The organism is Nocardioides lianchengensis, assembly GCF_900101465.1.
Classification (GTDB): Bacteria; Actinomycetota; Actinomycetes; order Propionibacteriales; family Nocardioidaceae; genus Nocardioides; species Nocardioides lianchengensis.
Genome location: NZ_FMZM01000012.1, coordinates 148,513 through 163,581 on the forward strand (window position 1 = coordinate 148,513; position 15,069 = coordinate 163,581).

The following is a 15,069-nucleotide window of genomic DNA, read 5'->3' on the forward strand; positions in this document are numbered from 1 at the left end:
CTCAGCGCGCGAACAGCGGGACCGGCCCCGCGGCGGGGATCCGGGTCCCGGTGGAGCAGTCCCCGGTGCCGAGCACGCAGGTGCGCAGCTCCCAGGACCCGGCCTCCGAGCGTCGACCGATGCCCGGGTCGGCGGGCTCCGCCCGGTCCGCAGGTACGACGGCGACCACGATCGTGCCCTCGTCCGCGAGCCGGGCAGCGACCACCCGCTCCCCCGGGGCCACCCCGGTCGCCGGTCGACCACCGAGGATGTCGAGCGCGACCCGGTCGCCGCGGGCGGTGGTGACCAGCGCGAACCGCCCGTCGTCGGACAGCTCCCCGTCCTGGCCGACCTCGAAGGTCCCCGGGCGCTCGCGCTGGGACCTCAGCAGCACCCGTCCCCGGTCGCCCCGCAGCAGCATCGTCCCGGCCCGTACGTCGAGCAGCGGCAGCGCGCGGAGCCGGCGCGGGTCACCGTCCGGCAGCAGCACGGCGACCGACCCGTCGGTCGAGTTGTAGTACAGCCGGTCGTCGTCGACGGCCACCGGTCGCAGGGACGTCCCCGCGACCCGTGCCGCCTCGTCGTCGCGACGGACGTCGTGGACCACCAGGTCGCCGCTGGCCCGCTCGCGCCAGACCACCAGGCCCCCGCCCGCCGAGCCGGTCAGGCCGGCGTCGGGATCGGCCCGGCCGAGAAGCTCCCGACGACCGCGCTCGTCGACCCGGACCACCCGACCGCCGGCGTCGAGGTACGCCGCCCCGCCCGGGACCTCGACGAGGTCGACGACCGGACCCGTGTCGACGACCGCCCGGCGCAGGTGCAGCTCGCCGCCGGCCACCCAGGCCACGGCGACCGGGTTGTCGGCCGCCCGGACCGGCAGCGGCGCGAGCGCCGAGGGGTCGCGTCGCTCGTCGGCACCCGACAGGGCCGGGACGACCGCGGCGGTCGCCACGGCCGCCGCGGCCAGCGCCGCCCCGACGCCGAGCGCGACCCGGCGTCCCCGTCCCGGTCGGTGCGGCACCCGCCGTCGGCGCACCTCGTCCAGCGGCGGCGCCAGCACCGGCACCGCGGCCGCGGCCCGGTCGAGCAGATCGCTCCCGGCCCGCACCGCCGCGACCCGCTCGGCCTCCGACAACCGGTCGAGCAGCACGGCCGCGGCCACCCGGTCGGGGTCCTCCGACGGCGCCGCCACCCCCACCCACCACGAGGTACGGCGCCGCTCGGTCCAGGCGGTCAGCACCGCCTCGGGGACGACGACGTCGGCGTCGCCGCGGCGCACCGTGGCCGCCCACGACCTACGGCAGCGCGCGAGCCCGTCGACGACGACGTCCTCGACCAGCTCGTCCGGACAGCCGAGGAGCGCGAGCTCGCGCACCAGGGCCGGCCAGCGCGCGGCGACGTACGCCGTGAAGTCGTCCTCCGGCCGCATCCGCGCTCCTCCCGACGTCGCGCCTCAGGACGCCTGGGGAAGGGGTTCGGAGCCGCCGCCGTCGCGGATCGGCCGCACCGGGACGACCATGGCTCAGGCGTGCAGCGACATCGGGCCGTAGACCTGCCGGTCCACCTCGAAGAGGGTCACCGCGTCGACCCCCTCGGCGGCGAGGTCGGACCAGGTCTCCCCGACCCAGGACTCGGCGTCGGCCTGGCTCGGGAAGCGCTGGTCGGCGAGCTCCCCCTCGACGACGACCTCGGCGCCGGTCGCGTCCTCGAGGCGCCAGCGCCACGGGCGCTCGGCGGGCGTGGGCTGGCGGAAGGTGGGCGGCTGGTCGGGCAGGTTCACGCGTCAGTCCTCTCGCACGGACGGGTCGACGAAGGGCGGCTTCGTCAGCTGGAAGATCTCGCGGCGGCCCCGGATGTCGACCCCGACCTCGGCGTCCTCGGCCACGAACGCCGGCAGCAGCGCCAGGCCCACTCCCTTGCGGAGGGTCGGCGAGAAGGTGCCGGAGGTGACCTCGCCCAGCAGCACGTCGGCGCTCAGCGACACCGACATGTGCGGGCGCGGGATGCCGCGCCCGGTCGCGACCAGGCCGCGCAGGACCCGCTTCGGCCCCTCCGCCCGCTCGGCGAGCAGCACGTCACGCCCCCAGAAGGCGTCCTTCTTCCAGCCGACGGCCCAGCCGAGTCGGGCCTCGTTGGGCGTGACGTCGAGGGAGATGTCCTGACCGTGCAGTGGGTAGCCCATCTCGGTGCGCAGCGTGTCGCGCGCCCCGAGCCCGCAGGCGAGCATCCCGTGCGGCTCGCCGGCGGCCACGAGCGCGTCCCACAGCGGCTCGGCGACCGCGACCGGCGCGACCAGCTCGTAGCCGCGCTCGCCGGTGTAGCCGGTGCGGCACACCACGACGGTGGCGCCCTCGAACGGCGCCTCCGCGAACGACATGTAGTCGTGGCCGACCGGCAGCCCGACCGCGGTCAGCACCTCGTCGCTGAAGCGGCCCTGGACGGCGAGCACGACGTGGTCGCGGTGCTCGTCGGTCACGGTGACGCCGGCGGGGGCGCTCGCCTCGAGCCGGCGGACGACCTCGGCGGTGTTGGCCGCGTTGGGCACCAGCAGCACCCGCTCGTCGTCGTGCCAGTAGACGATGAGGTCGTCGACGATCCCGCCGGTCTCCTCGTCGCAGCACAGCGTGTACTGGGCCTTGCCGGGCCGGATCTTGGCCAGAGAGTTGGTCAGCGTCGCGTCGACGTACGACGCCGCGCCCGGCCCGGACACCGTGGCCTTGCCGAGGTGGCTGACGTCGAAGATGCCGACCGCCTCACGCACCGCGGTGTGCTCCTTGACCACACCGGTCGGGTACTCCAGCGGCATCGACCAGCCCCCGAACTCGGCGAACTTCGCGCCGAGCGCGGCGTGCCGGTCGTGCAGGGGCGAATGGAGCAGGGCCGGCTCGTCAACCATGGCCGGGAACCTACCCCAGGGCCCGGACTATCCTGCCCCGGTGACCTCCTACACGCTGCGCACCGCCAGCCCTGCCAAGACCCGAGCGGACGCGGTGGTGGTCGGCGTGGTCCAGGGCGCGAAGGGCGCCGACCTGGCCGCAGGCGCCGACGACGTCGCGAAGGCGTACGGCCGCAAGCTGCGTCCGCTGCTCGCGACGCTCGGCATCGCGGGCAAGGCGGGCGAGATCGTGAAGGTGCCGACCAGCGGCACGCTGTCGTCCCCGCTGCTCGTCCTGGTCGGGCTCGGGAAGGACCCCGGGCCCGCCGCCGTACGACGGGCCGCGGGCGCGGCCGCCCGCGCCGTCACCAACGCCGCCTCGGTCGCGCTCGCGCTGCCGGCCGACTCCCCCGAGCTGGTCCGGGCCGTCACCGAGGGCTGGTCGCTCGGCGGCTACACCTTCACGTCGTACAAGAAGGCGACGACGAGCACCGCTCCCGGCGACGTCGTGGTCCTCGCGCCCGGCGCCCGCAAGAAGGACGTCATCGCCGCGTTCGAGGAGGCCCAGATCGTCGCCCGGGCCGTGGCGGCCACCCGCGACTGGGTCAACACGCCCCCGGGCGACCTCACCCCGCCGGCCTTCGCCGACGCGGTCGTCGCGGCCGGCAAGGAGCTCTCCCAGGGCCGCGGCGCCCCGAAGGTCAAGGTCACGGTGCGCGACGAGAAGGAGCTCGCCGAGCTGGGCTGCGGCGGCATCCTCGGCGTCGGGCAGGGCTCGGCCGCGCCGCCGCGGCTGGTCGAGCTGACCTACGCGCCCCGCGGTGCGAAGACCCACCTGGCCCTGGTCGGCAAGGGCATCACCTTCGACTCCGGCGGCCTGACCATCAAGCCCGCCGCCAGCATGAACGAGATGAAGTCCGACATGGCCGGCGCCGCCGCCGTCGTGCAGGCAACGTTCGCCATCGCGGCCCTCGGCCTGCCGATCAAGGTGAGCGCCTTCGCGCCGATGGCCGAGAACATGGTCTCCGGCGCCTCGGTGCGACCCGGCGACGTCCTGACCATGTACGGCGGCACCACGGTCGAGGTGCTCAACACCGACGCCGAGGGCCGCCTGGTCCTCGGGGACGCGCTGCTGCGGGCCAGCGAGACCGAGCCCGACGTCATCCTCGACGTCGCGACCCTGACCGGTCACATGGTCGTCGCCCTCGGCGACAAGATCGCCGGGGTGATGGGCGCCGACGACATCGTCGACCAGGTCCTCGCCGCCGGCCGAGCCGCCGGCGAGGAGCTCTGGCCGATGCCGATCCCCGAGCACATGGACGAGCGGATCCACAGCAGCAAGGTGGCCGACCTCGCCCAGCACGACTGGATCCGCTGGGGCGGCGGCCTGTTCGCCGGCGCGTTCCTGCGCGAGTTCACCGGCGGCCTGCCCTGGGCCCACCTCGACATCGCCGGGCCGGCCTTCGCCTCCGGCGGGCCGTCCGGCCACGTCACGTCCGGCGGCACCGGCTTCGCGGTGACCACGCTGGTCGAGTACGCCCGGACGCTGAGCGCCTGACTCTCAGTCCAGCGCCGGCAGCTGCGCGCGGCCCCGGTCGACGAGCAGGAACGGCGTGTCGATGTCGGGCGTGCCCTCGCTGATCCGGGCCGGCGCGAAGGCGCCCTCGTCGGTGACGACCAGGTAGCGCGCAGCCCGGACCCGGAGCAGGTACGTCGGGTCGCCGCCGCTCGACGGACCGGCGTCGCGGAAGGCGAACAGCTGGTTGCGGTTCGCGGCGTCGCAGGCCGTCGCCCGCACGCGCTTGCGGGTCAGGGCCAGGCAGAGCGGCTCCCCGCCGCGACGGACCTGGGCGGTCTGCAGCCAGAACCGCTGGCCGCGCACCCGCGTCGCGACGAACGTCGTACGACGGCCCCACCGCTCGGTCGAGCTCACCTGCCCGCGGCGGTCGACCGAGAGCGCGAACTCCTGTCCCTCGGGGCTGAGGGTGATCTTCCGCTCCCCCGAGAACGGGTCGGGTGCCGCAGCCTGCGCAGCCGGGACCAGGGCGAGGGTAGCGGCCGCCACGGTGGCGGCCGCGAGGAGACGACGGACGGGTCGGGTGAAGGTGCTCATGCCCGTGGGACCTGGCCGTGAGCCGAAAAGTTGCGTCAGCTGCCCTGTTGGCGCTGCTGCAGCTTCTGCCGGCGGTTGTAGTCGCGCATCCGCTGCGGGATGCCGACGACCGCGGCGTCGTACGACGGCACCTGGTAGGTGTTGCAGAACTTGTGGGCCCAGGCCACCGACGGCACCCGGCGACGGGTCCACTCCCCGTCGTGCGCCACCAGCAGCAGCGTCACGTCGCTGACCGCGGTCCGTGGCTCGACGAACCCCTCGACGCCGCGTCGCTCGGTCACCCACTGGTGCAGGTGTGCCTCGTCGACCTTGTCTGCGGCGCGCACCTGCGTCGACCCGGTGCGGAAGCCGTCGCTGGCCGGCTTGCGCATGCGCGTGCCGCGACGGAAGCGGTCTGTCCAACCCATGGTCCCTAGTCTGCCCCGTCGCCCCAGGTCGCGCGGCCGGACCCGCGAACTGGACGGTGGACGGGGGTGCAAAGATAGGACCCGCGCTCCACGACAGACGGAAGGACGATGGTGGCCGACCCCGACGTACCCGGCGACTTCGACGTACTCGTGCTGGGTGCAGGATCCGGTGGCTACGCCTGTGCTCTTCGTGCCGCCCAGCTCGGCTTGCGGGTCGGTCTGGTCGAGAAGGGCCCGCTCGGCGGCACCTGCCTGCACGTCGGGTGCATCCCCACCAAGGCCCTGCTGCACGCCGCGGAGGTCGCCGACAGCGCCCGCGATTCCGCCCAGTTCGGCGTCCGCGCGACGTTCGACGGCATCGACATGGCCGCGGTCAACAGCTACAAGGACGGCGTCGTCACGCGGCTCTTCAAGGGCCTCGCGGGACTGATCAAGAGCCGCGGCATCACCGTCATCGAGGGCGAGGGCCGGATGACCGGCCCGCGCGAGGTCACCGTCGGCGGCGCGACCTACTCCGGACGGCACCTCGTGCTCGCCTCCGGCTCCTACTCCCGCAGCCTGCCCGGCCTGGAGGTCGACGGCGAGCGGGTGATCACCTCCGAGCACGCGCTGCGCCTCGACCGGGTCCCGGCGTCGGTCGTGGTCCTGGGCGGTGGCGTGATCGGCTCCGAGTTCGCGAGCGTGTGGCGCAGCTTCGGCGCCGAGGTCACCATCGTCGAGGCGCTCCCCCGCCTGGTCGCCGCCGAGGACGAGGCGTCCTCGAAGGCCCTGGAGCGCGCGTTCCGCAAGCGCGGCATCGCGTTCCGCACCGGCACCTCGTTCCAGAGCGTGGCGCACACCGACACCGGTGTCGCGGTCACGGTCGAGGGGGCCGGCCGCGAGCAGAGCGTGATCGAGGCGGAGCTGCTGCTCGTCGCCGTGGGTCGCGGCCCGCGCACCGAGGGTCTCGGGTACGACGAGCAGGGGGTCGCGCTGGACCGCGGCTTCGTGCTCGCCGACGAGCGCTGCCGCACCAACCTCGACGGCGTGTTCGCCGTGGGCGACATCGTGCCGGGCCTCCAGCTCGCCCACCGCGGCTTCGCGCAGGGCATCTTCGTCGCCGAGGAGATCGCCGGGCTCGACCCGCAGCCGATCGAGGAGGCCGGCATCCCCCGGGTCACCTACTCCCACCCCGAGCTCGCCTCGGTCGGTCTCACCGAGGCCGCCGCGGCGGAGAAGTACGGCGCCGACGCGATCGAGACGCTCACCTACGACCTGGGCGGCAACGGCAAGAGCCAGATCCTCAAGACCCAGGGCTTCGTGAAGCTCGTACGCCGTACCGGCGGCCCCGTCGTCGGGATCCATCTCGCCGGCGACCGGGTCGGCGAGCTGGTCGGCGAGGCCCAGCTGATCTACGGCTGGGAGGGGTACCCCGAGGACGTCGCCCCGCTCGTGCACGCCCACCCCACCCAGAACGAGGCTCTCGGCGAGGCGCACCTCGCACTCGCCGGCAAGCCGCTGCACGCCCACTCCTGAGAAATCACCTCGAGAATCACCGAAGAGACGAAGGAACTCCATTGGCCACCGAAGTCAACCTCCCAGCCCTCGGGGAGTCCGTCACCGAAGGCACCGTCACCCGCTGGCTCAAGCAGGTCGGTGACACGGTCGCGGTCGACGAGCCGCTGCTGGAGGTCTCGACCGACAAGGTCGACACCGAGATCCCCTCCCCGGTCGCCGGCACCCTGCTCGAGATCAAGGCCGAGGAGGACGACACCGTCGAGGTCGGCGCGATCCTCGCCGTGATCGGCGACGAGGGCGGGTCCTCGGGCGATGCCTCCGACTCCGCCGAGCCCGAGGCCCAGCCGAAGGACGAGGAGCAGGCCGAGAAGAAGGCCGAGCAGGAGCAGGAGGTCGTCGAGGAGACGGGCGAGCTGCCCGCCGGCGACGAGACCCCCGAGGCCGACAAGAGCGCGGACGAGAAGCCCGCCGCCGAGACGAAGTCCGCCGGCGGCTCCGGCACCGCGGTGACCCTGCCCGCCCTGGGCGAGTCGGTCACCGAGGGCACCGTGACCCGCTGGCTGAAGTCGGTCGGTGACGAGGTCGCCGTCGACGAGCCGCTGCTGGAGGTCTCGACCGACAAGGTCGACACCGAGATCCCCTCGCCCGTCGCCGGCACCCTGCTGGAGATCAAGGCCGAGGAGGACGAGACGGTCGAGGTCGGGGCCGAGCTCGCGATCATCGGCGACGGGTCCGCGGCTCCCGCCGAGCCGGAGCCCGAGCCGGAGCCCGAGCCGGAGCCGGAGCCGGAGCCCGAGCCGGAGCCCGAGCCGGAGCCGGAGCCCGAGCCGGCCCCGAAGGCCGAGGAGCCCAAGCAGGAGCCGAAGCAGGAGCAGACCCCGCCGCCGGCCTCCGCGCCCGCCGCCGCCCCGGTGACCCCGAGCCCGCAGACGCAGCCCGCGTCGGCCTCGACCACCGACAGCAGCGGCTACGTCACGCCGCTGGTGCGCAAGCTGGCCGGTCAGCACAATGTCGACCTGTCGTCGGTGTCCGGCACCGGCGTCGGCGGCCGGATCCGCAAGCAGGACGTCCTCGAGGCCGCCCGTGCGCAGGAGGCCCCGGCCGCCGCGCCCGCCGCCGCCCCTGCTGCCTCCTCCGCTCCGGCGGCGAAGGCTCCCTCGGTCTCGCCGTCGCCGCTGCGCGGCACGACCGAGAAGGTCAGCCGGCTGCGCAAGATCATCTCGGAGCGGATGGTGGGCTCGCTGCAGACCTCCGCCCAGCTGACCCAGGTGGTCGAGGTCGACGTCACGAACGTGGCCCGGCTGCGCGAGGCGAAGAAGGGCGAGTTCCTGGCCCGCGAGGGCGTCAAGCTCACGTACCTGCCGTTCTTCACCAAGGCGGCCATCGACACGCTGAAGGAGCACCCGAAGCTCAACGCGACGATCGACGTCGACGCGGGCGAGGTGACCTACTACGACCGCGAGAACGTCGCGTTCGCGGTGGACACCGAGAAGGGCCTGCTCACGCCGGTCGTCAAGGACGCGGGCGACCTGTCGATCGCCGGTCTGGCCAAGAAGATCGCTGACGTCGCCGAGCGCACGCGCACCAACAAGATCGGTCCGGACGAGCTCGGTGGCGGCACCTTCACGATCACCAACCTCGGCAGCTTCGGGGCCCTCTGGGACACCCCGATCATCAACCAGCCGCAGGTCGCCATCCTGGGCCCGGGCGCGGTCGTGAAGCGCCCGGTCGTGATCGACGACCCCAACCTGGGCGAGACGATCGCGGTGCGGCACATGGTCTACCTGGCGCTGACCTACGACCACCGCCTGGTCGACGGGGCCGATGCCGGTCGCTTCCTGCGTGACCTGAAGAAGCGGCTGGAGGCCGGCGTCTTCGACGTCTGACCCCCACCACCGGTCTCACTCTGGGCCGCGCAGCCTCCGGGCTGCGCGGCCCAGTTCGTCCTGGGCCTCGTCCACGGCGACCCGCAGGCCCGCGACCGCACCCGGGTGCGGGAGCTCGCCGGCCCACGCCGGCTGCTCGACCTCGGCCGCCAGGTCGGCGAGCCGGGTCAGCCCGAGGTTGGCGGCACTCCCCCGCAGCGAGTGTGCGGCCCGGGCCACGTCGGCCGCCGCACCGGTCGCGACGGCTGCCGCGAGGGCGTCGAGGGACTCGGCGGACGACTGCTCGAAGCGGTCCACCATCATCTGCACGATCTCGAGGTCGACGCCCTCGTCCTCCACCAGCGTCCTCAGCCGTACGACGGCGTCGCCGCTGTGCACCCAGCGGGCCAGGGTGCTGTCGAGCAGGGCCGGCACGACCGGCTTGGTCAGGAAGTCGTCCATGCCCGCCTCGCGGCAGCGCTCCCGCTCGGCCTCCGTCGCCGCTGCCGTCATGGCCACGATCGGGATCCGCGCGACGTCGCCGTCCAGCGCCCGGATCGCCCGGGTGGCGTCGAAGCCGTCCATGACTGGCATCTGGCAGTCCATCAGCACCACGTCGAACCCGTCCGGATCCTCGGTGAGGGTCGCGACGCCGGCCGCACCGTTGTCGGCCAGCGCCAGGTCGTAGCCGAGCCGCCGCAGGATGCCCTCGGCCACCAGCTGGTTGACCGGGTTGTCCTCGACCACCAGCACCCGGCCGAGCGAACCAGCCTCGACCACGTCGTCGGTGGGCGTCGGGTCCGCCCCCGGCAGCCCGCGGCCGGCCAGCGTGGCCAGGGTGTCGAGGAGCCGCGACGGGAAGACGGGCTTGGCGAGGTAGCCGTCGATCCCCGCGTCCGCGAGCCACTCGCTGGTCGGCTCGGTCGCCGAGGAGAGCAGGGCCAGGCGCAGCCCGTCGTACCGCTGCTCCTGGCGGATCGTCCGGGCGAGCTGCTCGCCGTCCATGCCCGGCATCATGTAGTCGAGCAGCCCCACGTCGTACGGCGCACCCGCGCGAGCGGCGGCGTCGAGCTCGACGAGGGCGTCGTACGGCGACGCGACCGTGTCGACCCGCACGCCCCAGGCGGCGAGCTGCTCGGCCACGATGAACCGGTTGGTCTCGTTGTCGTCGACCACCAGGACCCGCAGGCCGTCGACGACCGGCGAGCGGGCCGGCTCCTCGACGCTGCCGTCGCCGCTGGGGGCGTCGAAGCGCGCCGTGAACCAGAAGGTGCTCCCGGCGCCGAGCTCGCTCTGCACGCCGATCCGGCCACCCAGGGCGGACACGATCTGCTCGCTGATGGCCAGGCCGAGGCCGGTGCCGCCGTACTCGCGGGTGGTGGAGCTGTCGGCCTGGGAGAAGGCGTCGAACAGGCGGCCCTGGACGTCCTGCTCGATGCCGATGCCGGTGTCGCGGACCTCCACGCGCAGGTCCGAGCCACCGGTGCCGGTGGCCCGGACGACGACCTCGCCCTCGTGGGTGAACTTCACCGCGTTCGCGACCAGGTTCGTGATCACCTGGCCGAAGCGCACCGGGTCCCCGCGCACCAGGGCCGGCACGGACGCGGCGCTGCTGACGACCAGCTCCAGCTCCCGGGCACTGGCCCGCTCGGCCAGCAGGCTGACGCTCTGCTCGATCACCTGCCGCGGGTCGAAGTCGACCTTCTCGAGGTCGAGCCGGCCGGCCTCGATCTTGGACAGGTCGAGGATGTCGTTGACGAGCGACAGCAGCGCGCGCCCGGCCTGGTCGACGCCCTCGGCCAGGCGACGCTGGTGGGGCGTGAGCTCGGTGCGGCCGAGGAGCTCGCTGAGCCCGATCACGCCGTTGAGCGGGGTGCGGATCTCGTGGCTCATCGTGGCCAGGAACTCCGACTTCGCACGGGACGCCTCCAGGGCTGCGTCGCGCGCCGCGGCCAGCTCGTTGGCAGTGGCCTCGCGCTCGCTGACCTGGGAGAGCAGCGTGAGCATCTGCCCGAAGATGGCCAGCTCGGAGGGGCGTGGTGGCAGCTCCGAGCGGCTGTCGGAGGTGACGACGCAGACCACCCGGCCGGCGTGCACGACCGGGCCGGAGGTGAGGTAGGTGCCGCGCGGTCCCCGCTCGGTCAGGACCCGCACGGACTCGACCGCCCGGGCACCGAGCGCCTGGGCGGCGGCGACCTCCTCGGGCCCGAACTCGTCCCAGCCGGTGTCGAAGTGCAGGAGCTCCCCGGAGCCGGGGACAGTGAAGGTGACCTGGACCGCCGGCCACTGGGTGTAGGGCCGGACCACCTCGTCGGAGGCCAGCAGCGCCTCGGGCAGGGTGCGGGCCTCGTTGGCCGCCTGGGCCATCGCGCTGAGGAAGGCCAGGCCCTGCTCGGTCTCCTTGGCCTCGGTGACGTCCTGGACGGTCCCGCCGGAGCGGGCGACGGACCCGTCCGGGGCTCGGAGCACCCGGCCCCGGATCCGCAGCCACCGCGTCGGCAGGCCACGGGGCCGGTCGAGCCGCGCATCGACGTCGACCGTGTCGCCGCCGGCCGCGACGGCCGCGGTCATCTCGTCGAAGAGCGGCTGGTCCTCGGGGTGCACGCGGGCCCGGAACGCCTCGGTCGAGGGCGTCACGGACGGGTCGGTCTCCAGCACCCGGTAGAGCTCCGCAGACCAGCGCATCACGCCGTCCTCGCCACGCTCCCAGCTGCCCAGCCGGGCGATGGACTGGGCCTCGGCCAGCTGCAGCTCGCCCTGGCGCAGCTCCTCGAGCATCCGGCGCTGGTCGCTGTGGTCGCGCACCCGGTGCAACCAGCCACGACGTCGTCCCTCGGCGTCCAGCACGGGCGTGTGGCTGACCTGCGCCCAGAAGGTGCTGCCGTCGACCCGCACCAGCAGGCACTCCAGGTCGTCGCCGGCCGCCCCGTCGCGCAACCGCGCGAGGTGGCCGACCAGCTGCCCCCGGCCCTCCTCGTCGAGGGCGTCGAAGGCCGAGAACCCGACGACCCGGTCACGGTCGAGCCCCATCATCGCGACGAACCGGTCGTTGGCCCAGAGGGTCGATCCGGCGTCGTCGAGGACCCACAACCCGTCGGGAACGGCCTGCAGGATCCATGCGTCGAGCTCCCCCAAGCCCGTCGGCCCTTCCGGGCTTCCGAGGTGCATGGGGCCATCATCGACCATCGGGCCTTGGCTGTGGTGCGAACCTGGACGCATGCCGTCGCAGACCATCGTCATCGCCGGGGCCTCGGGCTTCCTGGGCCAGCACCTCACCGAGGCCCTGCGCGGCCGCGGGCACACCGTCACCACCCTCGTACGACGGGCCGCCTCCGGCCCGGGCGAGTCCACCTGGGACCCGTACGCCGGCCGCTACGACCGCGCGCTCCTCGAGGCCGCCGATGTGGTGGTCAACCTGGCCGGGACGCCGACCCTGGGCAACCCGCACTCCGAGCGGTGGGCCCGCGAGCTGCGGGAGAGCCGGGTGACGACCACCCGGGTCCTGGCCGAGGCCGTCGCCGCGGCCGGCGGGCGGGCGTCGTACCTGGCGGGGAACGGGATCTCCTACTACGGCGACCACGGCGACGCCGTCCTCACCGAGGCCTCCGACAGCCGGGGGCAGGCGCTGCTGACCCAGGTCACCCGCGAGTGGCAGGCGGCGGCCGAGCCGGCCGCGGAGGCCGGCGCCCGCCTGGTCGTGCTCCGCACCGCCCCGGTGATGGACCGGCGCAGCGCCCCGCTGAAGCAGCTCTCGCTCGTGTTCAAGGCCGGTCTGGGCGGCCGGCTGGGCTCGGGCAAGCAGCACATGGCGATGGTGTCGCTGGCCGACTGGGTCGGCGGCGTCGTGCACGCCGCCGAGCACGCGACGCTGGCCGGTCCGGTCAACCTCTGCTGCCCGGAGACGCCGACCAACGCGGAGTTCACCCGCACCCTGGCCCGGCTCGTGCACCGGCCCGCGTTCGCGGCCGTGCCCGGACCGCTGCTGGGCCTCGCGGCCGGCCCGATGGGCCCGGAGCTGCTGGGCTCGCTCAACGTGCGCCCCGCCGCGCTCGAGGCGGCCGGCTACTCGTTCGAGCACCGCGATGTCGAAGCAGTGCTCAGGGCCGGGCTGGGCTGACCTCGGCGACCCGCCACACCCCGGCGACCTGCTCCAGCACGATCCGGCGGGTGCTCCAGCCGTCCCGCGGCAGCGCCGCCCGGGTACGACGACCGACCGCCTGCCCACCGGCCAGCCGGTCGGTGACCCGCAGCTCCCAGCGACCGCCGCCGGGCGCCGCGGCCCGCACGTCCAGCACCTGCATCCGCAGACCGGTGACCCGCACCCCGCGCGCCGTCCACCGACGCAGCATCGCGACGTCCGCGCGCCCGGCCCGGCTGCCTGGCGCGTAAAGCTCCGCCAGCCCGTCGGGGTCCCCGGCCGCCCAGGCCGCGGCGCGGCGACGGTCCCAGTCGGCCAGCACCACGACCGCGGCGGTTCGTGGCTCGGCCGGCTCGGGAACGGCCGCTGCCACCCGCGGGGCGGGCCGTCGTGCGTCGACGACCGCGAGGGCCGACGCACCGACCACCGCGGCTGAGAGCACGGCCAGGACGAGGAGCAGCAGGCGCGGCGCGGTCATGCGTCCGTTCCTATCGGCGACGCGGGCGACCCGCGACCGCTCCTCCACAGGTGCGGCCGACCGTCCTGCCACACTTCCGCCGTGCCCCGCCTCTCCCGCCGCGCCGTCCTGCTCGGTGGCGGCACCGCCACGGTCGTCGTCGCGGCCGGGGCGACCGGCGTGCACCAGGGGGTCCTTCCGGGCCGGGTCTGGGCCCAGGCCCACCTGGGGCTCAACGGCGAGCCCGGCGTGGTGCCGGACGCCGAGATCGTCCCGCCCACCGTCGGCTCGTTCCGGTCGACGCACCGCGGCGGTGCCTCCACCTCCTGGTCCCTGCTGCGGCCCGCCGGCGTCGACGGCCCCCTGCCGCTGGTGGTCGCCCTGCACCCCCTCGGCGGCGACCACGCGCAGCCCTCCCGCGAGCTCGGCCTGTCCCAGTACCTCACCGCGCACGTCGAGGAGGGCGGCACGCCGTACGCCGTCGCGACGGTGGACGGGGGCCGCGACTACTGGCACCCCCGGGCGTCCGGTGACGACACGTCGGCGATGGTCGTCGACGAGCTGCTCCCGATCCTCGCCGGCCAGGACGTCGGGACCGAGCGGATCGGGCTGCTCGGCTGGTCGATGGGCGGGTACGGCGTCCTGCGGCTCGCCGGGCTCCTCGGGCCCGCGGGGGTCACCGGCGTGGCCGCGGCGAGCCCCGCGCTGTGGACCGACGCCGACGACGCGTCCGGGACCGGCTTCGCCGACGCCGAGGAGTACGAGCGCTACTCCGTGATCGGCCGCCAGGCCGACCTGACCGGGATCCCGGTGCGTCTCGACTGCGGGACGGGCGATCCGTTCTACCGCGCCACCGAGGAGTACGCCGCGGGCTTCCCGGACGACGCCGACGTGACCGCCAGCTTCGAGCCGGGGGCCCACGACGGCGGCTACTGGCGCCGGGTCCTGCCGGACCAGCTGGACTTCCTCGGGCGTACGCTCGAGGGGTGAACTTCGAGGACGCCGGTCTCGTCGACTACCTCGCCGCCTGGGACCTGCAGCGCGAGGTGCACGCTCGGGTCGCCGACGGCGAGCAGCCCGACACGGTGCTGCTGCTGGAGCACCCGCCCGTCTTCACGGCCGGGAAGCGCACCCAGCCGCACGACCGGCCGCTCGACCCCCACGGCGCGCCCGTCGTCGACGTCGACCGCGGCGGCACCATCACCTTCCACGGCCCCGGTCAGCTGGTCGGCTACCCGATCGTCGCGCTGCCCGACCACGTCCTGGTCGTCGACTACGTGCGCCGGGTCGAGGAGGCGCTGATCGCGGTCTGCGCCGACCTCGGTGTCACCACCGCCCGGGTCCCGGGACGCAGCGGCGTGTGGCTGCGGGCCGACGACCGCGGCCCCGAGAGGAAGATCGCCGCGCTGGGCATCCGGGTCAGCCGCGGCGTGACCATGCACGGCTTCTCCCTCAACTGCGACGTCGACCTCTCCTGGTTCGACCGGTTCGTGCCCTGCAGCATCGACGACGCCGGGGTCACCTCGCTCTCGGCCGAGCTCGGCCGCGACGTCACGGTCGCCGAGGTCGTCCCGTCCGTACGACGCCACGTGGCCGAGCTGCTCGCGTGGGCGCCGTACGACGCGACGCCGGACTACGACCCGCGACCCGACCCCGCGAAGGGTCCGCGGATCGAGCTGTTGACGCCGTCCCCGCGCTAGACCGGTGGGCGCGTCCGGCCGGGACGCAACCGATCGGC

The 15,069-nt window shown here is 74.4% G+C and carries 13 protein-coding genes; 6 read left to right on the plus strand and 7 right to left on the minus strand.

Annotated features, from left to right (window positions below; translation table 11 throughout):
• Position 1: 1 nt before the first annotated feature.
• The 3 genes from BLT76_RS20505 to gcvT all read right to left on the minus strand — a co-directional run bounded on the left by BLT76_RS20505 (position 2) and on the right by gcvT (position 2,875).
• On the minus strand, positions 2-1,408 hold the full coding sequence (locus BLT76_RS20505) for a hypothetical protein (RefSeq protein ID WP_090860163.1): 1,407 nt from the start codon (positions 1,406-1,408) through the stop codon (positions 2-4).
• A 93-nt stretch (positions 1,409-1,501) separates the two neighbouring features.
• The gene (locus tag BLT76_RS20510; RefSeq protein WP_090860164.1) at positions 1,502-1,759 is read right to left on the minus strand and encodes a hypothetical protein; all 258 of its coding nucleotides are present in this window, start codon (positions 1,757-1,759) and stop codon (positions 1,502-1,504) included.
• A gap of 3 nt (positions 1,760-1,762) precedes the next feature.
• Complete coding sequence (gcvT, locus tag BLT76_RS20515; protein ID WP_090860165.1) at positions 1,763-2,875, minus strand: glycine cleavage system aminomethyltransferase GcvT; 1,113 nt, start codon at positions 2,873-2,875, stop codon at positions 1,763-1,765.
• A gap of 40 nt (positions 2,876-2,915) precedes the next feature.
• Here gcvT and BLT76_RS20520 point away from each other — a divergent pair, with 40 nt between their 5' ends.
• Positions 2,916-4,412 (plus strand): leucyl aminopeptidase, encoded by a 1,497-nt coding sequence (locus tag BLT76_RS20520; protein ID WP_090860166.1) that lies wholly within the window; start codon positions 2,916-2,918, stop codon positions 4,410-4,412.
• Positions 4,413-4,415: 3 nt separating this feature from the next.
• Here BLT76_RS20520 and BLT76_RS20525 read toward each other — a convergent pair whose 3' ends face one another.
• Both BLT76_RS20525 and BLT76_RS20530 read right to left on the minus strand, forming a co-directional pair.
• Positions 4,416-4,967, minus strand: coding sequence for a hypothetical protein (locus tag BLT76_RS20525; RefSeq protein ID WP_090860167.1), 552 nt, complete (start codon positions 4,965-4,967; stop codon positions 4,416-4,418).
• 35 nt (positions 4,968-5,002) lie between these two features.
• Positions 5,003-5,374, minus strand: a complete 372-nt coding sequence (locus BLT76_RS20530; RefSeq protein ID WP_090860168.1) for a hypothetical protein — start codon at positions 5,372-5,374, stop codon at positions 5,003-5,005.
• Between the two features lie 108 nt (positions 5,375-5,482).
• Between BLT76_RS20530 and lpdA the strand changes: the two genes are divergently transcribed.
• Positions 5,483-6,889: a dihydrolipoyl dehydrogenase gene (lpdA, locus tag BLT76_RS20535; protein ID WP_090860169.1), complete on the plus strand. Its 1,407-nt coding sequence runs from the start codon at positions 5,483-5,485 to the stop codon at positions 6,887-6,889.
• Between the two features lie 41 nt (positions 6,890-6,930).
• Positions 6,931-8,757 carry a 2-oxoglutarate dehydrogenase, E2 component, dihydrolipoamide succinyltransferase gene (gene sucB / locus BLT76_RS20540; protein WP_090860170.1) on the plus strand — a complete coding sequence of 609 codons (1,827 nt, stop codon included), beginning with the start codon at positions 6,931-6,933 and terminating at the stop codon, positions 8,755-8,757.
• A gap of 15 nt (positions 8,758-8,772) precedes the next feature.
• Here sucB and BLT76_RS20545 read toward each other — a convergent pair whose 3' ends face one another.
• On the minus strand, positions 8,773-11,904 hold the full coding sequence (locus tag BLT76_RS20545; protein WP_170867177.1) for a PAS domain-containing hybrid sensor histidine kinase/response regulator: 3,132 nt from the start codon (positions 11,902-11,904) through the stop codon (positions 8,773-8,775).
• A gap of 49 nt (positions 11,905-11,953) precedes the next feature.
• Here BLT76_RS20545 and BLT76_RS20550 point away from each other — a divergent pair, with 49 nt between their 5' ends.
• Entirely contained in the window at positions 11,954-12,853 is a 900-nt protein-coding gene (locus BLT76_RS20550; protein WP_170867178.1) for a TIGR01777 family oxidoreductase, read from the plus strand.
• Here the strand turns inward: BLT76_RS20550 and BLT76_RS20555 are convergent.
• On the minus strand, positions 12,834-13,352 hold the full coding sequence (locus BLT76_RS20555; protein WP_090860172.1) for a hypothetical protein: 519 nt from the start codon (positions 13,350-13,352) through the stop codon (positions 12,834-12,836). The two genes, BLT76_RS20550 and BLT76_RS20555, sit on opposite strands and share 20 nt — an antisense overlap.
• A gap of 81 nt (positions 13,353-13,433) precedes the next feature.
• On the opposite strand from BLT76_RS20555, the gene BLT76_RS20560 reads away from it, so the two are divergent.
• Positions 13,434-14,321, plus strand: coding sequence for an alpha/beta hydrolase (locus tag BLT76_RS20560; protein WP_090860173.1), 888 nt, complete (start codon positions 13,434-13,436; stop codon positions 14,319-14,321).
• Entirely contained in the window at positions 14,318-15,031 is a 714-nt protein-coding gene (gene lipB, locus BLT76_RS20565) for a lipoyl(octanoyl) transferase LipB (protein WP_090860174.1), read from the plus strand. Before BLT76_RS20560 ends, lipB begins: the two co-directional genes overlap by 4 nt.
• The last annotated feature ends 38 nt before the right edge of the window (positions 15,032-15,069 follow it).